The sequence below is a fragment of the Streptomyces xanthophaeus genome (assembly GCF_030440515.1).
GTDB classification, from domain to species: Bacteria; Actinomycetota; Actinomycetes; order Streptomycetales; family Streptomycetaceae; genus Streptomyces; species Streptomyces kutzneri.
In genome coordinates this window covers 2,858,010-2,878,879 of sequence record NZ_CP076543.1, presented here as the reverse complement: position 1 = coordinate 2,878,879, position 20,870 = coordinate 2,858,010, and the positions used below count along the sequence as shown (strand labels likewise).

The window sequence follows — 20,870 nt, the reverse complement described above, 5'->3', positions numbered from 1 at the left end:
CGAGATCATGTCCTTCCCACTCGAACCCTACGTCAACACGGCACCTACGAGCTGCCCGGAAGCGTGACGAGGATGCGGCAGCCGCGTGACGATTCGGCCACTCCGATCCGGCCTCCGTGCAGTTCCACGGCCCAGCGGGCGATCGCCAGGCCCAGTCCGGTGCCTCCGTCGCCGCCGCGCGCGCTGCCCCGGTTGAACCGCTCGAAGACGCGGTGGCGCTCCGCCTCGGGGATGCCCGGGCCCTCGTCCCGTACCTCCAGCACCAGGCTTCCGGGCGCGTCGCCGGTCCGGGCGCGAACCGTGACCCGGCCGTGCGGAGGGCTGTGCTTGACGGCGTTGTCGATCAGATTTGCGACCACCTGGTGCAGTCGCTCGGCGTCCGCGTGCGCCCACAGCTCGGGCGGGAAGACGTCCAGGTGCAGGTGCACGTCGTTGCGGGTGTGCCCGCCCGAACCGGAGAGGAGCCCCGGCCGGCCGGCGGCCGCCAGCCGCGATTCCTTCAGCACGCCCGACAGGTACGGCCACACCTCGAAGCGGCGGGCGCGCAGCGGGACCACGCCGTTGTCCACCCGGGACAGGTCCAGCAGGGTCTCCACGAGCCCGCCGAGCCGCTCGGTCTGCTTGAGCATCGTGCGCATGGTCTCCGGATCGGCGGCCGAGACCCCGTCCACCACGTTCTCCAGCACGGCCCGCAGTGCCGCGATCGGCGTGCGCAGCTCGTGCGAGACATTGGCGACGAGCTCCTTGCGGTGCCGGTCCACGGCCTCCAGGTCGTCCGCCATCAGGTTGATGGTGGAGGCCAGGTCGCCCAGCTCGTCGCGGCGCCCCGCCCCGCGTACCCGCCGGGTGAAATCGCCGTGGGATATCGCGCGGGCCACCGTCGTCATGTCGTCCAGCGGCGCCGTCAGGCTGTGCGCCACGAACTGGGTGATCAGCATCGAGGCGATCACCGAGAAGACCGTGATGAAGCGCAGCTCGGTGTCGGTGCGCAGGGCCACCAGCAGCAGGCCCGTCGTGATGAAGACCGAGACCACCACGAGCGTGCCCAGCTTGGTCTTGATCGAGAACGGCGAGAAGGGCCGCAGCCCCGCAGGAGGCCGTTGCCGCAGCCGCTGCCGGTTCGGCGGGCCGCTCATGCCTGGGCCGGGGTCTCCAGGGCGTACCCGACGCCGTGGACCGTACGGATCCGCTCCGCCCCGATCTTGCGGCGCAGGGCCTTGATGTGGCTGTCGACCGTACGGGTCCCGGACGCGTCGGCCCAGTCCCACACCTCGGCCAGCAGCTGCTCCCGGGAGAGCACCGCCCGCGGGGTCCCGGCCAGGCACACCAGCAGGTCGAACTCGGTGGGGGTCAGGTGCACGTCCTCGGTGTGCACCCGGACCCGGCGCTGGGCGTGGTCGATCTCCAGGTCGCCCAGGCGCAGGGTGGCACCGCGCGGGGTGTGCGCGGCCATGGTGGCCCGCTCCACGCGCCGCAGCAGGACGTGGACCCGGGCGGCCAGCTCGCGCATCGAGAACGGCTTGGTCATGTAGTCGTCCGCGCCGACCCCGAGTCCGACCAGCAGGTCGGTCTCGTCGTCACGCGCGGTGAGCATGAGGACCGGCACGGGCCGCTGGGCCTGGACCCGGCGGCAGACCTCCAGGCCGTCGAAGCCGGGCAGCATGATGTCGAGGACCAGCAGCTCGGGCAGCCAGGTCTCGGCCGCCGTGACGGCCGAGGGGCCGTCGCCCGCGGTCTGCACCTGGAAGCCCTCGGCGCGCAGACGGGCCGCGATGGCCTCGGCGATGGTGTGGTCGTCCTCGACGACCAGCACACGCCGCTGGGCGCCGGGTGTCGCCGCGGCGCTCTGATGGGTGGTGTGTGTCTGTTCCATGTCCGCCCCTGAAGATCCCGCGTGAATGGGGTGCAGCGTAGAGGAGGCGTCGGCCTGCGGCTACGTGGGGTTCGGACATGGCATATGTGCTGGACCACAGTAAGCGGAATGTGTGGTACCGGGTGCCGGTCCCCCCACGGGACCGACACCCGGCGGGCGAGACCGGTCAGGTGCCTCGCCGTTGCTGCCCTCCGAGGGGCGTCCGGGGGGTGGCTACGGGCGCTGGAGGGTCAGCCCGCGGCCGTGCGGGAAGACCGGGTCGAGGGTGTCGTTCGGCACATCGGGGCGGGAGGCCTCGACGGCCTTCATCGAGCGCGGGAGCTCGAAGGGGAGGCGGCCCCCGGGGGTGGCGCGGCCGAAGGCCACGTCCAGCAGAGCGGCGTCGCCGGCCCCGTAGTCGGCGATCAGGGCCGCCGCGCGCTCGGCGATCTCCGGGATGACGGCGGCCCGCTCCAGGTTGATGCAGACCAGGGTCGGGACCTGGTCCAGGAGGGCCAGGATCTGCGCCAGCTCCGGCTCGGGGAAGGCCAGCGAACCCGAGTGGAAGTAGGACTCGAAGATGTTCTCGCGCGGCTCGTGCGGGGTCCGCAGCCGCAGCACGGCGAGATCCGCGTCGGCCGGGTCGGCGACGACCTCGCCGTACCCGGCGGCGACGGCCGCGTCCACGTTGCGCACGTACAGCTTCGGCCCCGCGGCGAGCGGGAGCAGGCCGTCCCGGTTGGTCAGGACGGTGAGGGAGCGGCGCTGGGCCGCGGCCCCCAGGGCCGTGAAGTCGGACCGGCCGACGATCTCGGCCGCCGCGTCCGGATCCACGTACGGGTCCTCGAACAGACCGAGCGCGAACTTCTCCCGCAGCAGGCGGCGCACCGACTCGTCGATCCGGGACTCCGCGACGCGGCCCGATCGGACCAGCTCCACGATCACCTCGGGGCACTGCTCGCCGCCGAACTGGTCGCAGCCGGCCTCCAGGCCCCGCGCCGCCCGCTCGGCCACGCTCAGGTGCTCCAGGCCCCACGCGCGCGCCGGATGCACCTGCCCGAAGATCGTCGCGTCGTTGAGCAGCCCCCAGTCGCTGCAGACGATGCCCTCGAAGCCGAGCTCCTCGCGGAGCAGGCCGGTGACCACGCCCCTGTTGAAGCCGAAGCCGACCTCTTCCCAGTCCGTGCCGATCGGCTGGCCGTAGTACGGCATCATCTGCGCGCACCCGGCGGCGATCGCCGCCTTGAACGGCTCCAGGTGGTGCTCGCGCATGCCGCCCGGGTAGACCTGCTCCTTGCCGTGCGCGAAGTGCGGGTCCTCGCCGTCCTTCTGCGGGCCGCCGCCGGGGAAGTGCTTGACCATCGCGGACACCGACCCGGGTCCGAGGGCCGGGCCCTGCAGGCCGCGTACGTACGCCGCCACGAGCTCGCCCGTCAGCCGGGCGTCGGAGCCGAAGGTGCCGGACTGGCGGGCCCAGCGGGGCTCGCTGGCCAGGTCGATCTGCGGGTGCAGGGCGACGCGGAAGCCGACGGCGAGGTACTCGCGGCGGACGGTGTCCGCGAACCGGTGGACGAGCTCGGGGTCGCCGATGGCGGCCAGGCCCAGGGCCTCCGGCCAGGCGGAGAAGGCGCCGGAGTTGAAGGACGCCCCGATGTTGTCGGTGAAGGTGTGGCGCGGGTCGGTGGAGAGGGTGACCGGGATGCCGAGGCGGGTGGCCGCGGCCATCTCCTGGACGGCGTTCTGCCACCGGGCCATCTCGCGGGGCCCGTAGGTGCCGAGCAGGTTGAAGTGGGTGAGGTGGCGGTCCTCGATCAGCTCGGGCGTGGTGAAGGGGAGCATCGAGCCGTCGGTCTCGGTGACCGGGGTGCCGTCCGCGTTCATCATCAGCATCGAGTGGAAGAGCTGGCCGGCCTTCTCCTCCAGGGTCATCCTGGCGAGCAGGTCCTCCACGCGGCGGTCGACGGGCAGCGCAGCGTCTTGGTAGTCGGGCGTCGCGTTCATGGCGGGGCTCCTGGAGCACGTGACCGGGCGGATCGGCACGGTCAAGGTAGAGCCGAAAACCTTGTACCTGCTAGGTTTTTGAAAAGTGAGCTGGGTCACGCGGACCGGACGGCCGGAAAACGCCGCGCCTTAGGCTGTCCGCATGGCACAGGACACGGGGCGCACGGAGCGGACCGGGCAGACCGGGCAGGCCGGGCGGACCGGGCGGACGGAGCGCAAGGCCTCGAAGGGTGCGGCCCGGGGGACCTACGCGGTGGGCGACGCCCGGCGGCAGAAGATCCTCGACACCGCCGTCGAGCACTTCGCGCAGTGGGGCTTCAACGCGTCCTCGCTGGCCCGCATCGCCGCCGACTGCGGCATCACCCAGGGCGGACTGCTGCACCACTTCCGCGGCAAGGAGGACCTGCTGCTCTCGGTCCTCGCCCAGAGCGAGCGGCACGACGTGGAGCGGCTCTTCAGCGAGCCCGCCGGGTCGGTCGCCGCCCACTTCGCCACCGTCGTGGAACTCGCCGCCGACAACGAGCGGCGGCCCGGCATCGTCCGGATGTTCAACACCCTGGTCGGCGAGTCCGGCAACCCGGAGCACCCGGCGCACGCGTACTTCACCCAGCGCTACGACCGGGTACTCGGCTACACCGTCGACCTGCTGGAAGCGGGCGTCGGCCGCGGCGAACTGCGCCCGGACACCGACTGCGGGGCCGTCGGCCGGGAGATCCTCGCCGTCATGGACGGCCTGCAGATCCAGTGGGTGCTGGCGCCCGGAAACGTGGACATGCCGGCCCGGCTGCGCGGATTCCTGGACCGGCTGCTGCGGGACATCTCGGCCACGCCCTGAGTGCCCCGGCCACCGGCCACCGGACTAGGCCGTGAACGGGGGCAGCGCGTCCAGCACCTTCGTCAGGGCCTCCGGCAGGGACCCCTGGTCACCGGCCACCTCGTGGCCGTCGTGCACGAAGGCGTAGAAGTACCCGTCGTAGATCGTGGGGCCTCCGGTGGCGATCCGGGGCAGCCGGGCGAAGTCGGCCTCCCGCAGGGCGGTGCGCAGGGCGGCCAGCTCCGCCCCCGACAGCTTTCCGGTGCCCGTCGGCCTCGCCCCGGCGTCCAGCCGGGTGAAGGAGCCGTCGCCCTTGACGATGAGGGTGTGGGTCTGCCCGGCGAAGCCGCCGGTCCGCGTGACCCGGACCAGGGTCTCGCCGGGGGCGGGGACCCGGCCTTCCGTGGGGCTCGTGGTCGGGGCGGCCGTCGCGCCCGGGCTCGCACCTGGACTCGCACCCGGGCTCGTGCTTGCGCCCGGGCTCGTGCTTGCGCCCGGGCTCGTGCTTGCGCCCGGGCCAGGGTCCGCGGACGCGCTCGTGCTCGCGCCCGGCCCGGTGGAGGACTTCGGGGCCGGGTCGTCGCCCGCGGAACCCGAGGGTCCGCAGCCCGCCAGGGCCACCGTGCTCACCACCGCCACCGCAACCGCCCGTAACGCGTGCACACCCACCTCCGCAGGGACTCGTGTCCACCCCCGAGTATGGAGTCCGCACACCCGTTGCGACACCCGTCACGACCGCACGCGGAGGCCGACATCAGCCGGATCGCCCCCTGGCGCCTGCTCCCGCCGCTGCTGGCCGTGCTCCTCGGCCTCTGGGGCCTGGAGCGGGGCGGCAGCATGTGGCGCGACGAATCCGTCACCTGGCAGGTGGCCCACCGGCCGCTCGGCGGGATCGTGGAACTGCTGGGCCGGGTCGACGCCGTCCACGGCCTGCACTACGTGCTCATGCACGGGGTGTTCCAGGTGTGGGAGGGCGGCCTGTGGGCGCTGCGGCTGCCCTCCGTCGCCGCCACAGCCCTCGCGGCCGCCGGGGTGGCCGCCGTCGCCCACCGGCTCGCGGGGGAGCGGGCCGCGCTGCTCGCCGGCTGCGTGTACGCCGTACTGCCCCCCGTACAGATGTACGCCCAGGAGGGGCGCTCCTACGCCCTGGTCGCGGCCGCCGTGGTGTGGGCGACGTACCTGATGCTGCGCGAGCGGTGGCCGGCCTACACGGTGGTGCTGCTCCTCGGCTGCTGGCTGCACGAGTTCGCCGCGCTCGCCCTGCTCGCCCACGCCTTCACCGCGTGGCGCTCGCGCGGCTGGCGCCGGAGCGCCGCCGTCGTGCTGGTCCTGCTGCTGCCGCTCGCCGTGGTGAGCGCCCTGCAGGCCGAGCAGCAGCTCGGCTGGCTCGGGCGGCCGAGCTGGCAGGACTGGGTGGCGTACGGGGTGGTGGGCGCCGCGGCCCTGCTGCTCGCGCGGGGCGCTCCGCCCGACCTCGTACGGGTGGCGCTCCCGCTCGTCCTGCTGCCGCCCGGGCTGCTGATGGTGATCTCCCTGGTCAATCCCTGGTACGTCGACCGGTACGTGATCTACGCGCTGGCCGGGCTCGCCCTGCTGGCGGGGGTCCGGCTCGCGCGGGCCCGCGGCTGGTGGCCGTGGCTGCTGGCGGGCGCGCTCCTGGTGCCGTTCGCCGTCTGGTCGGTGTGGCTGCGTACGCCGGAGAGCCGCAAGGACGACGTGCTCGCGGTGGCCGCCGCGGTCCGGGAGCGGGCCCGGCCGGGGGACGCGGTGCTGTTCATGCCCTCGCGCCGGCGCGAGTGGCTGCTGTCCTCGCCCGAGCTCTACGGGGAGCTGCGCGACGTGGCCCTGGACCGCACCCCGGCGGCCTCGCACAGCCTCCAGGGCACCGAGCTGTCCCCGGAGCGGATCCGCTCGGCACTGCTGGCCTCGCCCCGGGTGATCGCCCTGCTGGACCCCGCCGGTCAGCCGCTGGACCCGTACCCGCGGGAGGCGGTCAAGCGGGAGGAGCTGGCGGACCGCTTCCAGCTGTGCTCGGTGACCGGGGTGCGCGGCGCCCGGGTGGCGGTCTACGCCCGGCCGGGCGGCTGCGGCTGACCCCCGCACGGGGGGCCGGTCCGGGCCGCGTCGGAGGATGGGGCGACCCGTGTCGTACAGCCGGAGGTGCCGCATGACCCCGCCCCAGGACGCCGTGTCCGAAGCGCAGCCCGAAGCGCAGCCCGAAGCACAGCCCGGACAGCAGCCCGAAGCCTTGCCCGGGGTGCTGTCCGGAGCGTCGGCCGGACCCCTTCCCGGACCGCTCGTCGGAGTCGACTGGCTCGCCGGGCGGCTGGGTGCGCCCGGCCTGGTCCTCTTCGACGCCTCCGTCGGCGCCCACCGCGCCGCGGCCCGCCGGATCCCGGGCGCCCGCCCCTTCGACCTCGACGGGTCCCTGTCCGACCACACCGCGCCCGCGCCGCACACCATGCCCGGGGCCCCGGAGTTCACCGAGGCGATGCGCGCCCTCGGCGTCGACGACTCGGACACCGTCGTCGTCTACGACGGCGCCGGCGTCTACTCCAGCGCCCGCGCCTGGTGGATGCTGCGCGCCATGGGCTTCGACCGCGCCGCCGTCCTCGACGGGGGACTGCCCGCCTGGACCGCCGCCCGCCTGCCGACCTCGGCCACGAGCCCGGCGTACCAGGGCCCGCGCGGCTCCTTCACCGCCCGGCCCCGGGCCGGGCTGCTGGTCGACAGCGCCACCGTCGCGCGGGCCCTGGCCGACCCGGCCGCGGCCGTTCTCGACGCCCGCACGCGCGAACGCTTCACCGGCACCGCCCCCGAACCCCGCCCGGGCCTGCGCGGCGGCCACATGCCGGGCGCGGTCAACCTGCCGTTCGCCGCACTCCAGGACGCGAACGGCCTGATGCGGCCGGCCGGGGAACTGCGCGCCGTCTTCCGGGCGCTGACGGGGGGACGGGAACGGCTCTACCTCAGCTGCGGCTCCGGGGTGACCGCCTGCGTACTGGCCCTCGGCGCCGACCTCGCCGGGTACGAGGAGATAGCGGTGTACGACGGCTCCTGGAGCGAGTGGGGCATGCCCTCGGAACTCCCCGTGACCACCGGCCGGTAGGCCGTCCGCGCGGACGGAGGGCGGGGGTTAGCCCCACCGGGGGTCCGGGTACGGGCCCCATCGGCCCGGGGCACGCTCCCGATCCAGAATCGGGTCATGACCTCTCACACCACGTCCGCCCGCATGGCCCGCACCGCGATCGCCGCCCTCGGCGCCGGCCTCCTCCTGGCCGGCTGCTCCTTCCCGGGCGGCGCCTTCGCGGACGACGCCTACAAGACGGCGGCCGCCGACGCCACGGTCACCGAGGCGGTCAAGGCGGTGAAGGTGACCGGAGCCCGGTCCGGCTCGATCGACGTCACCCCCGGGACCGGCCCCGGAGTCACGGTCCACCGCACCGTCCACTACCGCGGGGACACCGTTCCGGAGACCGGCCAGAAGGTCACCGCAGGCGTACTGACCTTCAGCGACACCTGCTCCGGGAACTGCTACATCGACTACCGGCTGGAGGTTCCGGCCACCGCCACGGTCGAGCTGGAGAGCTCCAGCGGCGACATCGCCGTGACGGGCGTGGCGGGGGCCGAGGTGGAGGCCGACTCCGGCACGGTCACGGCCGGCCGGATCGGCGGGCCGCTGAAGGTCCGTACCTCCTCGGGCGAGATCACCGCCACCGAGCTGTCCGGCCCGAGCGCGGAGATCCGCTCGTCCTCGGGCAACGCCCGCCTGGACTTCACGAAGGCACCGGCATCGGTGCTCGCCGAGACCAGCTCGGGCGACGTCACCCTGAAGGTCCCGCAGGCCCCGTACCGGATCAAGGTCTCCACCGACTCCGGCGACCGCGACATCACCCTTACCGACGACGCCTCCGCCTCCTCCCGGATCTCGGTGGAGACCAGCTCGGGCGACATCCGCATCTCCGCGGTCTGACGCGTTCGCCCCGGGCGAACGGGCCTTGGGGAACATCGGGAGGCGCACATGCATTGAGTCGGCAGAGCTCAACTTCACTGCCGGAGGGAAGATCATGGCTTCGACGTCCGTCACACTCACCCTGCCCGTGCTGCCGCTCGACGACGAGGTCGTGCTGCCCGGAATGGTCGTACCGCTGGACCTGTCCGACGCCGAGGTGCGCGCCGCCGTGGAGGCGGCGCAGGCCGCCGCCGGCAAGAGCGGCGGCAAACCCCGGGTCCTGCTCGTGCCGCGCATCGACGGCACGTACGCCGGGACCGGTGTGCTCGGCACCGTCGAGCAGGTCGGCCGGCTCTCCGGAGGGGACCCCGGCGCCCTCATCCGCGGCCTCGGGCGGGTCCGCATCGGGGCCGGGACCACCGGCCCCGGGGCCGCGCTCTGGGTCGAGGGCGAGACCGTCGACGAGACGGTGCCCGATCCGCTGCCCGGGGCGGTCACCGAGCTCGTCAAGGAGTACAAGGCACTCGCCACCAGCTGGCTCAAGAAGCGCGGCGCCTGGCAGGTCGTGGACCGGGTCCAGCAGATCGAAGGCGTCTCCGCGCTCGCGGACAACTCGGGGTACTCGCCCTTCCTGACGGTCGAGCAGAAGGTCGAACTGCTGGAGACCGCCGACCCGGTCGCCCGCCTCAAACTCGCCGTCAAGGCGCTCAGCGACCACCTCGCCGAGCAGGACGTGGCCGAGTCCATCGCCAAGGACGTCCAGGACGGCGTCGACAAGCAGCAGCGCGAGTTCCTGCTCCGGCGGCAGCTGGAAGCCGTACGCAAGGAACTGCGCGAGCTGAACGGCGAGAAGGACGGCGAGGAGTCCGACGACTACCGCGCCCGCGTCGAGGCCGCCGACCTCCCCGAGAAGGTACGGGAGGCCGCGCTCAAGGAGGTCGAGAAGCTGGAGCGGTCCAGCGACCAGAGCCCGGAGGGGTCCTGGATCCGGACCTGGCTGGACACCGTCCTGGAACTGCCCTGGAACGAGCGCACCGAGGACGAGTACGACATCCGGGGCGCCAGGGCCGTGCTCGACGCCGAGCACGCGGGCCTCGGCGACGTGAAGGACCGCATCACCGAATACCTCGCCGTCCGCAAGCGGCGCGGCGAGCGCGGCATGGGCGTCATCGGCGGCCGCCGCGGCGGCGCCGTGCTGGCCCTCGTAGGGCCGCCCGGCGTCGGAAAAACCTCGCTGGGCGAGTCCGTGGCCCACGCCATGGGCCGCAAGTTCGTCCGCGTCGCCCTCGGCGGCGTCCGCGACGAGGCCGAGATCCGCGGCCACCGCCGGACCTACGTCGGCGCCCTGCCCGGCCGGATCGTCCGGGCGATCAAGGAGGCCGGGTCGATGAACCCGGTGGTCCTCCTCGACGAGATCGACAAGGTGGGCTCCGACTTCCGGGGCGACCCGGCGGCCGCCCTGCTGGAGGTCCTCGACCCGGCGCAGAACCACACCTTCCGCGACCACTACCTGGAGGTGGAACTGGACCTCAGCGATGTCGTCTTCCTGGCCACCGCCAACGTCCTGGAAGCCATCCCCGAGGCCCTGGCCGACCGGATGGAGCTCGTCCGGCTCGACGGGTACACCGAGGACGAGAAGGTCGTCATCGCCCGCGACCACCTGCTGCCGCGCCAGCTGGAGCGCGCCGGCCTCGGCTCCGACGAGGTGGTCCTGGGAGAGGACGCCCTGCGCAAGCTGGCCGGGGAGTACACCCGCGAGGCGGGCGTACGCACCCTGGAGCGATCCCTCGCCCGCCTGCTGCGCAAGGTCGCCTCGCAGCACGAACTCGGCGAGCGGGAGCTGCCCCTGAGCATCGGCGCCGACGACCTGCGGTCCCTGATCGGGCGTCCGCACCACGTACCGGAGTCCGCCCAGGACCCGGCCGAGCGGCGCACCGCCGTCCCCGGCGTGGCCACCGGCCTCGCGGTGACGGGCGCGGGCGGCGACGTGCTGTTCGTGGAGGCCTCGCTGGCCGACCCGGAGACGGGCGCGGCCGGCCTGACCCTCACCGGCCAGCTCGGCGACGTCATGAAGGAGTCGGCGCAGATCGCCCTGAGCTTCCTGCGCTCCCACGGCGCGGAACTGGAGCTCCCGGTCGCCGACCTGAAGGACCGGGGCGTGCACATCCACTTCCCGGCGGGCGCCGTGCCCAAGGACGGCCCGAGCGCGGGCATCACCATGACCACCGCCCTCGCCTCGCTGCTCTCCGGACGGCAGGTGCGCACGGACGTGGCCATGACCGGCGAGGTCTCGCTGACCGGGCGCGTCCTGCCCATCGGCGGCGTGAAGCAGAAGCTGCTCGCCGCGCACCGGGCCGGACTGACCACCGTCATCATCCCGAAGCGCAACGAGGCCGACCTGGACGACGTCCCGGCGGAGGTGCTGGAGAGGCTGGAGGTGCACCCGGTGACCGATGTGCGCCAGGTCCTGGAGCTCGCCCTGGCCCGGGCGGAGGCCACGGTCGTCGCGGCGGCCTGACGCGTGCACACGGCCCGGTGTCCCGCTCCGGCGGGGTACCGGGCCGTCGGCACACCCGCTGCGAAATACTGGCCCCGCACCATCCGGGTGCCACACATCATCGAAGGAGCGGGACGTGCACGGGAGTGAAGACCAGGAGTTCCTTGCCCTGGAGCGGGAGCTGTCCGTCTTCCTCCGGCGGGCCCGCGCCTCCTCGGGCGAGATGGCCCGCGAGCTCCACCCCGAGCTGGAGCCGGCCGCGTACGGGCTCCTCGTACGCCTGGAGGCGGCCGGCCGGCAGCGGGCCACCGAGCTCGCCGCCTACTTCGGGGTCGGCAAGGCCACCATGAGCCGGCAGCTGCGGGCCCTGGAGGTCCTCGGCCTGGTGGCCCGCGAACCGGACCCCGCCGACGGCCGGGCCTCCCTGGTCGGCCTCACGGAGGAGGGCCGGGAGCGGTTCCTGCGGGTCCGCGGAGCGCGGCGCGAGCAGTACATGCGCAAGCTCGCCGACTGGGACCGCGGCGAGGTGGCGGAACTGGCCCGGCTGCTGAACCAGTTGAACACCGGCGCGGAGTAGACCCGCTCGGACCGGGCACCGCTCACAGCTCACCGCTCACCGCTCACAGCTCCGCGTAGACGGCCGACGCGTCGTCGTGCCGCTTGTACCGGGCCGGCGGGAAGGCCGCGTCGGCCTCGAGGGCGCGCACCCGGCCGATCAGGCCCTGCGCACCCTCCTTCCGCAGCACCGCCAGGCAGTCGGCCCAGTCACCCTGCCCGAAGGTGTCGGTCCACCGGCTCGCCCCGTCCGTGAGCGCGGCCACCGCCCGCACCTGCCCGCGCGGGGTGCGCCCCGTCACGGACCGGGCCGCCACCGCCGGATCCGCGGCCGCCGTGAAGAAGCCGCCCTCCGCGTTGCGCAGGGCGTCCGTCGCGGCCACCGAGCCCAGCACCTCCCGCGGGACCCGGTCCAGCCGGTCGTCGAGCACCGCCGTCACCCCGCCGTCCGGGGCCTGCAGGAGCAGTACGGAGTCCGAGAGGACGAGGTGTTCCACGTACTGCGCGTCCCAGCGGACCACGACGACCGTCGCCTGCGGGGTCCGCACGTGAGAAAGGTCACAGGTGTCGCGGTGGGCATCGGCCGTGGCGCGGACGGACTCGGCCAGAACCTGATCGAGCGGCATGTCCCGCCGCGATTCGGACAGTTCGGTCAATCGGCCGCCGAGGCGGGCCGTGAACCAAGGCACTCCGTGCACGCATCCGTCGTCGCCGCGCGGCGGGGTCACCCCGTCCAGGAGCACCAGGACGCCGCCGCCCGAAGCGGGGATCGCCGCCGACACCCAGTCCTCATTGGGGCGTTCCTGGTGGCCGGGGGCCGAGGCGAGGTCGATGCGCATACCCGCATTCTGCCGCGCGGGAGCCGGCCGACGCGGGCAGGTCCGTACCAAATCGGGCGCGCCCCGGCGGCCCCGCACACCGGCCGCCCGGTACGGGCCACGAGGGCCGGGGCGGCGGGGCGGTCTTGTGGGCGGGCATCCTGCCAAAGCCCCTATCGATCTTTCAACCACCTGTCCACGGAAGCACCCCGGCACAGGGTGCCCGAGTTGGTCGGCAACTCATCCGTGATGTTCACTCGTTCGAGTGGCCGGTTGGGTGATGTGCGGCTCTCTCCCCAGCACGCTGCAAAGGTCTGAGGCGGTACGAGGGAGCAGGGGGCGTTTACTTGTTGACCGGCCGTTACCTCGGCCACACGAGTAGACGAGCAAGAGCACACGTACAGGATTGCGAGCACCGGTGCAGAAGAAGCGGTCTCGGAAGAACGGCACCGCCGCCGACGGCCCGGCCCCCGCAGGACGCCGCGTCCGCGTGCGCCGCAGGCTGGTCGTCGGCGTGGCCGTCGCCGGCCTCACCGTCCTCGCGGCAGGCGCGCCCGCCGTCGTCTCCGCCTCGACGGAACTGAACGACTCCCAGCACCTGGTCACCCTCGCGGAACAGACCCGGCAGACCCTCACCCTCACGCACCTCCTCGGTGACGAGCGTGACGCGGTCGTCGAGTACGCCGCCAAGGGCCGGCCCGGCACGGCCAAGGGGCCCGTCCAGGAGCGCATCGCCGGGACCGACCGGCAGCTCGCCGAGGTCCAGGCCGAGGCCGACGAGGCGACCGCCCGGGCCCTCGCCCGCGTACGGACCGTCCGCGCCGAGGCCGTAGACGGCAAGGGCACCGCCCTCGCCGCCCACCAGGCCTACGCCTCGGTCATCGCGGAACTCCTCGCCCCGGGCGACCTGCTCGCCGAGCTGACCCCGCCGCGCGCCGAGGCCGCCCTCGCCACCACCCGTCCCCTGGCCCCGCTGGGCCAGGCCGTGGAACAGGCCTCGGCCACCCGCGGACTGCTGCTCGCCGGGCTGGCCGTCCCCCGCGGCGACCAGGCGCCGGGCTCGGCCGTGGTCGACGAACTCACCACCGCCGCCCAGCGGGCGCGCGTACGGGAACAGGCCGCCCTCGACGACTTCGCGCGGGCCGCGCGGCCCGACGTGCGCCAGACCCTGGCCGCCACCGTCACCGGCCCCGAGGTCAAGACGGCCGACGACTTCCTCAAGCGGCTCACCGACCGGCCCACCCTCACGCCCGCCGACCGCAAGACCGACGGCGCCACCGTCGGCACCGCGCTGACCGCCCGCATCGACCGCATGCGCACCGTGGAGGCCACCCTCGCGAGTGAACGGGCCTCCGCCCTGGCCGCGCTGCGCGACGACGACGTGACCCGGCTCGAAGTCGCGATCGCACTGCTGGGCGTGCTGTTCCTGTTCGCCGTCGGTGTCTCGACCGCCGTGGCGCGGTCGCTGACCCGGCCGCTGTCGGTCCTGCGCCGTGGCGCGGAGCGACTGGCCACACCGGAAGGCTCGGTGGAACCGGTCCGGTTCACGGGCCGCAACGACGAGTTCGCCGAGGTCGTGCGCCACCTGAACGCGGTGCGCGACCAGACGGTCTCCCTCCACACCCGGATCGCCGGGCTCGACGCCGACCGGCGCCGGATCATCGGCCGCAGTGAGGCGCTGGCCACCGGCCGGGACGCGCTGGAGGAAGAACTGACGCAGCTGCGGGCGGGGCTGGAGGAGCACCGCCGCATCATGTCGACGACCTCCGTCTCGCTGTCGCTGCGTACCCTGGGCCTGGTGGAGCGCCAGCTCGCGGTCATCGAGGAGCTGGAGTCCAAGGAACAGGACCCCGACCGGCTGGCGACCCTCTTCAAGCTGGACCACCTGGCGACCGTGATGCGCCGCCACAACGAGAACCTGCTGGTCCTCGCCGGGCAGGAACACGGACACGGGCAGGGCCTGCCGGTGCCGCTGGTCGACGTGATGCGGGCCGCCGTCAGCGAGATCGAGCGCTACGAGCGCGTCGACCTCGCCGCGCTGCCCTCGTACACCCAGATCGCGGGACACGCCGCCGACGACATCTCGCACGTGCTGGCCGAACTGCTGGAGAACGCGACCACGTTCTCCCCGCCGGACGTCAAGGTGAAGGTCTCCGGCTGGCTGCAGGGCTCCGGTGACGTGGTGCTGTCCGTCGTGGACGAGGGCATCGGCGTCACCGAGGACCGCCTCGAATCGCTCAACAACCGGCTGTCCACGCCCGACGCCTACGACGAGGAACCCGAGTCGGAACACGGCCTCGGCCTCGGCCTGTACGTGGCCGGACGGCTCGCGGCCCGGCACGGGGTCACCGCCGAACTGCGCACCCCGCGGCACGGCGGGACCGAGGCCCTCGTGGTCGTCCCGGCGGCGCTGCTGCCCACCACCCCGGTGGTCTCCCCGGTGCACGCCCTGGCCATGCCGGGCGCGCCCGCACTGCTGCTGCCGGGAGTGATAGCGGAGGCGAACGAGAACACGCTGCCGAAGCGGCGGCGGGGGACGCATGCCGCTCCGGACACGGACACGGACGCCGACGCCGTTACGGAAGCGGCTGCGGAAGCCGAGGCCGAGGCCGCGGCGGTGGCTGCCGCCGAGACCGTCGCCGAGGAACCGGTCGTCCCGGCTGCCGTCGAGCCGGAGCCGGAGCCTGCCGTCGCGGCGGTCCCGATCACCCTGGCCGAGGCGCTGGCGGGACCCGCCGTCGTCGCCGAGACCCCGGCGGAGCCGGACCAGGACCAGGACCCGGTCGCCGACGCGCCCGCCACGGCCGGGGCGGTGCCCGCCGACCAGGTGTTCGTCGCCGCGCCCCCGGCAGAGGACGGGCCCACCCCCGAGGAACAGCTGCTCGCGCGGGTCGTCCCCGACGCGGAGCCGGCCGCCCCCGGCGGCGTGGCGGACCCCGCCGCACCCGTGGCCGACGCAGCGGAAGACGTAGAGGAAGCCGAACCGGAGACGGAGCCGCACACCCACGCCCCGGCCGAGGGCAACTGGCTCCCCCGCCAGGGCAGCCACCCGGCCGACCAGGCCGAAGGACAAGGCGCCGTCACCGACAAGGGCCTGCCCAAGCGGACCCCGCGGGCCGTCCCCGCCAAGCGCGCGGCCCGTGACGACGTACGGCCCGAGCCGCCACGCCGCGTCGACGCCGAGGAGTTGCGGCGCCGGCTCGGAGGCTTCTACCAGGGAGCCCAGGACGGACGGCGCGTCGTCGCCGCCGAACTCGCCCAGGAGCAGGGGCCCGACCAAGCCCCTGACCAGGCGCTCGACCAGGCCCTCGACCAGGGGCCGACGCAGCGGCAGGGCCAGAGCAAGACCGACCGGGGGGACACCGCACAGGAGGCACGCACATGACCGCGCCCAGTACGTACGGACTGAGCACCCAGGCCCGCAACCTGCAGTGGCTGCTGACCGACCTGGTCGAGGAGGTACCCGGCGTCAACTCCGTCGCCGTCGTCTCCTCGGACGGGCTGCTGCTCCTGTCCTCCGACCCGGGAGCGGGCACGGCCGAACCGGCCGACCGGCCCAAGACCAGGGGCCCGCGCGGCGCCTCCGCCGACCTCGCCACCATCGTCTCCGGCCTCGGCAGCCTCACCACCGGCGCCGCGGCCCTCATGGAGACCGGCTCGGTCAAGCAGACCATGGTGGCGATGGAGCACGGCTCCGTCTTCGTCATGGCCATCAGCGACGGCTCGCTGCTGGGCGTGCACGCCACCCCCGACTGCGACATGAGCGTCGTCGCCTACCACATGGCCCTGTTCGTCGGCCGCGCCGGCCACGTCCTGACCCCCGAAGTCCGCAGTGAGCTGCGCCAGTCGATGGAGAACACCCCGTGAGGAGTACGGCCTCCGACCGGCTGCCGATACGCGGCGCCGACCGCCGCCCCGCCCGCGTCCGCCCGTACTCACTCACGGGCGGCCGCACCCGCTTCACGCAGGTCCTGCACGTCGAGACGTTCGTCGCCACCCTGGACACGAAGGTCTCGGAGCCGCAGAAGCCCGACCGCATGCCCGAGATGCCCGCCATCGTCGAGGTCTGCCGCCGCATGCGGACGATCGCCGAGATAGCCGCGCTGCTCAAGCTCCCGCTCGGCGTGGTCCGGGTCCTGGTCAGCGACCTCGCCGACCAGGGACGGATCCGCGTCTACGCAACGGGCCACGGCAGCGGCCGTCCCGAACGCGCGCTGCTGGAAAGGGTGCTCAGTGGTCTTCGCCGTCTCTGACAACCCGGTGTCCCTGCCGCAGTCGGACGACGACCCGGCCCAGCCCTGGCAGTACGACCGCTCCCGCGCACCCGTCGCCGTCAAGGTGCTGGTCGCGGGCGGTTTCGGCGTCGGCAAGACCACCTTCGTCTCCTCCGTCTCCGAGATCACCCCGCTGCGCACCGAGGCGGTGATGACCCAGGCGAGTGCCCCGACCGACGACCTGACCGGCACCCCCGACAAGAACACCACCACCGTCGCCATGGACTTCGGCCGCGTCACCCTCGACGACGACCTCGTCCTCTACGTGTACGGGACCCCCGGCCAGGAACGGTTCTGGTTCATGTGGGACGACCTGGTGCGCGGCGCCATCGGCGGTCTCGTCCTGGCCGACACCCGACGTCTGCGCGACTGCTTCCCGGCCCTCGACTACTTCGAGACCTGCGGGCTCCCGTACGCCGTCGCCGTCAACCACTTCGACGGCTCGCAGTCGTACGAGCCCGACGACGTGCGCGAGGCGCTCAGCGTCCCGCCCCACGTACCCGTCGTGATCATGGACGCGCGGCGCCGCGACACGGTGGTCGAATCACTGCTCGCCCTGGTGGGCCACGCCCTCGACACCACCCCCGAATAGAGCACCCCGAACAGAGAGCGTGAGAGATGCGCAAGATACTCGTCGTGGGAGCCGGCCAGTCCGGTCTCCAGCTCGCCCTCGGACTCCAGTCGAAGGGGTACGAGGTCACCCTCATGTCCAACCGGACGGCGGACGAGATCCGCACCGGGCGGGTGATGTCCACGCAGTGCATGTTCGACACGGCCCTGCAGCACGAGCGCGATCTCCAGATCAACTTCTGGGAGCAGCAGGCCCCGAAGATCGAGGGCCTCGGCGTCTCCGTCGCCACCCCCGACGCCGGCCGCGCCATCGACTGGCTCGGCAGGCTCAAGGGATACGCGCAGTCCGTCGACCAGCGCGTGAAGATGGCCGGCTGGCTCGACACCTTCGTGCAGCGCGGCGGGCAGCTGGTCATCCACGGCGCCTCGGTCGCCGACCTCGACTTCTTCTCCCGCACGTACGACCTGGTGCTGGTCGCCGCAGGCAAGGGCGAACTGGTCTCGATGTTCGGGCGGGACGCGGCGCGTTCCCCGTACGACGCCCCGCAGCGTGCGCTCGCCGTCGCCTACGTGCACGGCCTGGGCCCGCGCCCGGAGCACCCGGAGACGGAAGCGGTCCGCTGCAACCTGGTCCCGGGCGTCGGCGAGCTGTTCGTCATGCCCACCCTGACCACCTCGGGCCGGGCGGACATCCTGTTCTGGGAAGGCATCCCCGGCGGTCCGCTGGACGTCTTCAACGGCGTCAAGGCCCCGGCGGAGCACCTGGCGCTCACGCTGGAGCTGATGGAGAAGTTCGTGCCGTGGGAGTACTCCCGGGCGACGAAGGCGGAGCTGACGGACGCCGGCGCCACGCTCGCCGGGCGCTACGCGCCGGTCGTCCGCAACCCGATCGGGCGCCTCCCGGGCGGTGGCCTCGTGCTGGGCGTCGCGGACGTGGTCGTCGCGAACGACCCGATCACCGGGCAGGGCTCGAACTCCGCCGCGAAGTGCGCCGCCTCGTACCTGTCGTCGATCCTGATGCACGGGGACAAGCCGTTCGACGAGGCGTGGATGAAGGCCACCTTCGACAAGTACTGGTTCACCACGGGCAAGCCGGTCACCCAGTGGACCAACGCGATGCTGGGCGTCCCGCCGGAGCACGTACTGAACCTGATCGGCGCGGCCGGGCAGCTCCAGCCGGTGGCGAATCGATTCGCCAACGGCTTCGACAACCCGGCCGACTTCGACTCGTACTTCTACGACCCCGAGGACACCGCCGACTACCTGGCGGAGGTCGCGTCCGCGTCGGCACCCGTGGCATCCGGGGCCTCCTCGGCGGAATAGCCGGTATCGTCCCCCGCCCCGCCCGCCGCCGGCTCGGGCAGCTCGGGCGGGGTGAACTGCGCCAGCGGGGCGCCGTCCGGGTCCGGCCGGACGGCCCCCAGCAGCGGGTTCGCGGCGATCGGCGAGACCTTGACCAGGGCGCCCGGCCGCGGCGCCTGGATCACCTTGCCGTCGCCCACGTACAGGCCCACATGGGTGGCCTTGGGGAAATAGACCACCAGGTCCCCGGGCCGCAGCCGGTCCAGCGGCACCTTCGGCAGCTGGGCCCACTGCTCCTGACTCGTCCGCGGGATGGTGCGCCCGGCGTGCGCCCAGGCCTGCGAGGTCAGCCCGGAGCAGTCGAAGGACCCCGGCCCCTCCGCGCCCCAGACGTACGGCTTGCCGATCTGGGCCGCCGCGTAGGTGAGGGCCGCACCACCGGCCGCCGTCGGGGTGCCCGTACGGGCGGGGAGGCGGCCCGAATCGACCAGGTCCCGCTGCGCGGAGGCGGTGTTCTCGGCCTCCTGCGCGCCGAGCCGGGTGAGCTGGTCCGGGGTCAGGGCGGCGAGTACCCGCTCGACCTCCTTGAGCTGCGCCGCGACCTCATCCTTGTGGATCTTCTGCTGCGCGGCCAGGGCCTGCCGGGCGTCCAGGGCCTGGCGGGCCCGGGCGGCGAGCGCGTCGGCCTTCTTCTCGCCCCGGGCGAGCCGGGCCAGTACGCCCGCCCGCCGGGCGCCCTCGCGGGCGGCGAGCCGACGCTGGTCCAGGGCGGCCTGCGGGTTCCCGGCGAGCAGCATCCGCGCGTACGGGGACAGCCCCTGGGAGCCCTGGTACTGCTCCCGGGCGATCCGCCCGGCCAGAGCCCGCTCGGAGTCGAGCGCCGTACGCGCCTTGCCGAGTGCGGCGGCGCGCAGCCGCTCCTCGGCCTGGCCGGCCCGGAGGGCCACGTCGGTGGCGTTGTAGGCCTCGGCGGCCTCCTCGGCCTTCTGGTACAAGCCCTGCAGGCGGGTGAGCAGCACCCCGACGGACTCCCCTTCGGGAAGCCCGGGCTCTGCCCCGGCCCCGGGGACCGGCCCGGCGACGACGAGCACTGCGGCGATACAGACGGCGCGAAGCGGCCGACAGGACAGCCGATGTGACATGGGATCACCTCCGAGGTGGCCGATGCTGCCACGCCCGGTATGACAAATCCCCCAACGGAGTCGGCCGGTCGCGAGGCCTCACCCGGTTGGGGGCGCCGGGGGCTTCGGTGGGCGGGATCTGCGCGGGCGGGGTCGGGGAGGTGGGGCGGGGGTGTGGGTAGTCGGGACCCGCTCGATCGGTATCAGAGTGGCGTATGGGGGTTTCCCGTCAGTCCCATCGTCCCTCCGTGTCGGGCCGGTCCCTCAAGGGCGCTCCCTTCGGTCGCGTCGCTACGCGATGTCGCTGCGCTCCACCCTTGACCGACCGTCCCGCCCCGGAGAAACGAAAGACTGCCGGGAAGCCCCCAAAGGAACGGGCCGGGAGTTCAAGGATGAGGACGGGGCGGCCAGAGAAGCGCGACCCGGTCGGGCGCACAGGGCCACGTCCGAGAGACGGGGCCCATCACAGACCAGGGCCCGCGTCGGGGGAAGCGCGCCCGATCGCTACGCGCTCCTCATCTCTCAGCGTCCGACGACCGTCCTGGGTTGGACATAGGCCGCCCGCGACCCGTAGGTGCTGCTCGTGGGGGGCGTCTGCCGGCTGACCGGGGTGAGGAGGGGTGGGACTGCGGCTATGTCGTCGTGGATGCGGGTCAGTGCGGGTGGGTGGTCAGAAAGGCCGACAGATTGCCCCAATTGCCCTCATCTATCCGTGAGTTTGGGGGTGATGCTCGCGTTGACCCGGTTCTACGACGGAATAGCCGAGGTGTGGGCCCCTACCAGCCTTCGGACGCGGTCCTGGAGAAGCGCGCAGCGATCTGGGGCGGCCTATGTCCAGCCCAAGACGGTCGTCGGACGCATAGCGAGCTCGGGACCCAGGCCGTGGGCGGCCTATGTCCAGCCCAGGACGGGGTGGAGACGCTGAGAGATGAGGAGCGCGTAGCGATTGGATGCGCTTCCCCCCGACGCGGGCGCTGGTCTGTGATGGGCCCCGTCTCTCGGTCGTGCCGGCCGGGATCTCCTCGCGCTTCTCTGGCCGGCCCGTCCCTGGAAAGGATCCCCCGGCCCGTTCCTTTGGGGGCTTCCCGGCAGTCTTTCGTTTCTCCGGGGCGGG

Annotated in this window: 17 protein-coding genes; 11 read left to right on the top strand and 6 right to left on the bottom strand. The window is 73.3% G+C overall.

The features are described 5' to 3' along the window. Positions 1-44: 44 nt before the first annotated feature. The 3 genes from KO717_RS12200 to KO717_RS12190 form a co-directional block, all read right to left on the bottom strand. Positions 45-1,136 (bottom strand): HAMP domain-containing sensor histidine kinase, encoded by a 1,092-nt coding sequence (locus KO717_RS12200; RefSeq protein ID WP_301366490.1) that lies wholly within the window; start codon positions 1,134-1,136, stop codon positions 45-47. Further along, positions 1,133-1,873 carry a response regulator transcription factor gene (locus tag KO717_RS12195; protein WP_301366489.1) on the bottom strand — a complete coding sequence of 247 codons (741 nt, stop codon included), beginning with the start codon at positions 1,871-1,873 and terminating at the stop codon, positions 1,133-1,135. The genes KO717_RS12200 and KO717_RS12195 overlap by 4 nt, the downstream gene beginning before the upstream one ends. 213 nt (positions 1,874-2,086) lie before the next feature. Next, the gene (locus KO717_RS12190; RefSeq protein ID WP_301366488.1) at positions 2,087-3,853 is read right to left on the bottom strand and encodes a glycoside hydrolase family 3 protein; all 1,767 of its coding nucleotides are present in this window, start codon (positions 3,851-3,853) and stop codon (positions 2,087-2,089) included. A gap of 142 nt (positions 3,854-3,995) precedes the next feature. Here KO717_RS12190 and KO717_RS12185 point away from each other — a divergent pair, with 142 nt between their 5' ends. Beyond that, positions 3,996-4,688 (top strand): TetR/AcrR family transcriptional regulator, encoded by a 693-nt coding sequence (locus tag KO717_RS12185; protein ID WP_301366487.1) that lies wholly within the window; start codon positions 3,996-3,998, stop codon positions 4,686-4,688. Positions 4,689-4,712: 24 nt separating this feature from the next. On the opposite strand, the gene KO717_RS12180 is transcribed toward KO717_RS12185, so the two are convergent. After that, positions 4,713-5,297, bottom strand: coding sequence for a hypothetical protein (locus KO717_RS12180; RefSeq protein ID WP_301366486.1), 585 nt, complete (start codon positions 5,295-5,297; stop codon positions 4,713-4,715). Positions 5,298-5,384: 87 nt separating this feature from the next. On the opposite strand from KO717_RS12180, the gene KO717_RS12175 reads away from it, so the two are divergent. From KO717_RS12175 to KO717_RS12155, 5 genes are all read left to right on the top strand, one after another. Further along, positions 5,385-6,761 (top strand): glycosyltransferase family 39 protein, encoded by a 1,377-nt coding sequence (locus tag KO717_RS12175; RefSeq protein ID WP_301366485.1) that lies wholly within the window; start codon positions 5,385-5,387, stop codon positions 6,759-6,761. 73 nt (positions 6,762-6,834) lie between these two features. After that, positions 6,835-7,776, top strand: a complete 942-nt coding sequence (locus tag KO717_RS12170; protein WP_301366484.1) for a sulfurtransferase — start codon at positions 6,835-6,837, stop codon at positions 7,774-7,776. 96 nt (positions 7,777-7,872) lie between these two features. Beyond that, entirely contained in the window at positions 7,873-8,640 is a 768-nt protein-coding gene (locus KO717_RS12165; RefSeq protein WP_301366483.1) for a DUF4097 family beta strand repeat-containing protein, read from the top strand. A 94-nt stretch (positions 8,641-8,734) separates the two neighbouring features. Next, positions 8,735-11,137, top strand: coding sequence for an endopeptidase La (gene lon, locus KO717_RS12160; protein WP_301366482.1), 2,403 nt, complete (start codon positions 8,735-8,737; stop codon positions 11,135-11,137). Positions 11,138-11,252: 115 nt separating this feature from the next. Continuing rightward, complete coding sequence (locus tag KO717_RS12155; protein WP_301366481.1) at positions 11,253-11,693, top strand: MarR family winged helix-turn-helix transcriptional regulator; 441 nt, start codon at positions 11,253-11,255, stop codon at positions 11,691-11,693. 43 nt (positions 11,694-11,736) lie between these two features. Here the strand turns inward: KO717_RS12155 and KO717_RS12150 are convergent, their stop codons facing one another. After that, complete coding sequence (locus KO717_RS12150) at positions 11,737-12,510, bottom strand: protein phosphatase 2C domain-containing protein (RefSeq protein WP_301366480.1); 774 nt, start codon at positions 12,508-12,510, stop codon at positions 11,737-11,739. Positions 12,511-12,907: 397 nt separating this feature from the next. On the opposite strand from KO717_RS12150, the gene KO717_RS12145 reads away from it, so the two are divergent. Genes KO717_RS12145 through KO717_RS12125 form a run of 5 tightly spaced genes read left to right on the top strand, consistent with a single transcriptional unit; the run spans position 12,908 to position 18,656 of the window. Next, the gene (locus KO717_RS12145) at positions 12,908-15,874 is read left to right on the top strand and encodes a sensor histidine kinase (protein ID WP_301366479.1); all 2,967 of its coding nucleotides are present in this window, start codon (positions 12,908-12,910) and stop codon (positions 15,872-15,874) included. Further along, the gene (locus KO717_RS12140; protein ID WP_301366478.1) at positions 15,871-16,356 is read left to right on the top strand and encodes a roadblock/LC7 domain-containing protein; all 486 of its coding nucleotides are present in this window, start codon (positions 15,871-15,873) and stop codon (positions 16,354-16,356) included. The genes KO717_RS12145 and KO717_RS12140 overlap by 4 nt, the downstream gene beginning before the upstream one ends. Then, a complete protein-coding gene (locus KO717_RS12135) occupies positions 16,353-16,742 on the top strand; it encodes a DUF742 domain-containing protein (protein ID WP_030011846.1) in 390 nt (129 codons plus the stop codon). The genes KO717_RS12140 and KO717_RS12135 overlap by 4 nt, the downstream gene beginning before the upstream one ends. Further along, the gene (locus KO717_RS12130; protein ID WP_301366477.1) at positions 16,723-17,355 is read left to right on the top strand and encodes a GTP-binding protein; all 633 of its coding nucleotides are present in this window, start codon (positions 16,723-16,725) and stop codon (positions 17,353-17,355) included. The genes KO717_RS12135 and KO717_RS12130 overlap by 20 nt, the downstream gene beginning before the upstream one ends. Before the next feature lie 26 nt (positions 17,356-17,381). After that, complete coding sequence (locus KO717_RS12125; protein WP_301366476.1) at positions 17,382-18,656, top strand: styrene monooxygenase/indole monooxygenase family protein; 1,275 nt, start codon at positions 17,382-17,384, stop codon at positions 18,654-18,656. On the opposite strand, the gene KO717_RS12120 is transcribed toward KO717_RS12125, so the two are convergent. Further along, on the bottom strand, positions 18,593-19,777 hold the full coding sequence (locus KO717_RS12120; RefSeq protein WP_301366475.1) for a C40 family peptidase: 1,185 nt from the start codon (positions 19,775-19,777) through the stop codon (positions 18,593-18,595). The two genes, KO717_RS12125 and KO717_RS12120, sit on opposite strands and share 64 nt — an antisense overlap. Positions 19,778-20,870 lie beyond the last annotated feature (1,093 nt).

Bases quoted from the DNA above. Each gene is read 5' to 3' on its own strand.
- KO717_RS12200 (WP_301366490.1), bottom strand. From the start codon at position 1,136: ATGAGCGGCCCGCCGAACCGGCAGCGGCTGCGGCAACGGCCTCCTGCG.
- KO717_RS12195 (WP_301366489.1), bottom strand. From the start codon at position 1,873: ATGGAACAGACACACACCACCCATCAGAGCGCCGCGGCGACACCCGGC.
- KO717_RS12190 (WP_301366488.1), bottom strand. From the start codon at position 3,853: ATGAACGCGACGCCCGACTACCAAGACGCTGCGCTGCCCGTCGACCGC.
- KO717_RS12185 (WP_301366487.1), top strand. From the start codon at position 3,996: ATGGCACAGGACACGGGGCGCACGGAGCGGACCGGGCAGACCGGGCAG.
- KO717_RS12170 (WP_301366484.1), top strand. From the start codon at position 6,835: ATGACCCCGCCCCAGGACGCCGTGTCCGAAGCGCAGCCCGAAGCGCAG.
- KO717_RS12165 (WP_301366483.1), top strand. From the start codon at position 7,873: ATGACCTCTCACACCACGTCCGCCCGCATGGCCCGCACCGCGATCGCC.
- lon (WP_301366482.1), top strand. From the start codon at position 8,735: ATGGCTTCGACGTCCGTCACACTCACCCTGCCCGTGCTGCCGCTCGAC.
- KO717_RS12150 (WP_301366480.1), bottom strand. From the start codon at position 12,510: ATGCGCATCGACCTCGCCTCGGCCCCCGGCCACCAGGAACGCCCCAAT.
- KO717_RS12140 (WP_301366478.1), top strand. From the start codon at position 15,871: ATGACCGCGCCCAGTACGTACGGACTGAGCACCCAGGCCCGCAACCTG.
- KO717_RS12125 (WP_301366476.1), top strand. From the start codon at position 17,382: ATGCGCAAGATACTCGTCGTGGGAGCCGGCCAGTCCGGTCTCCAGCTC.
- KO717_RS12120 (WP_301366475.1), bottom strand. From the start codon at position 19,777: ATGTCACATCGGCTGTCCTGTCGGCCGCTTCGCGCCGTCTGTATCGCC.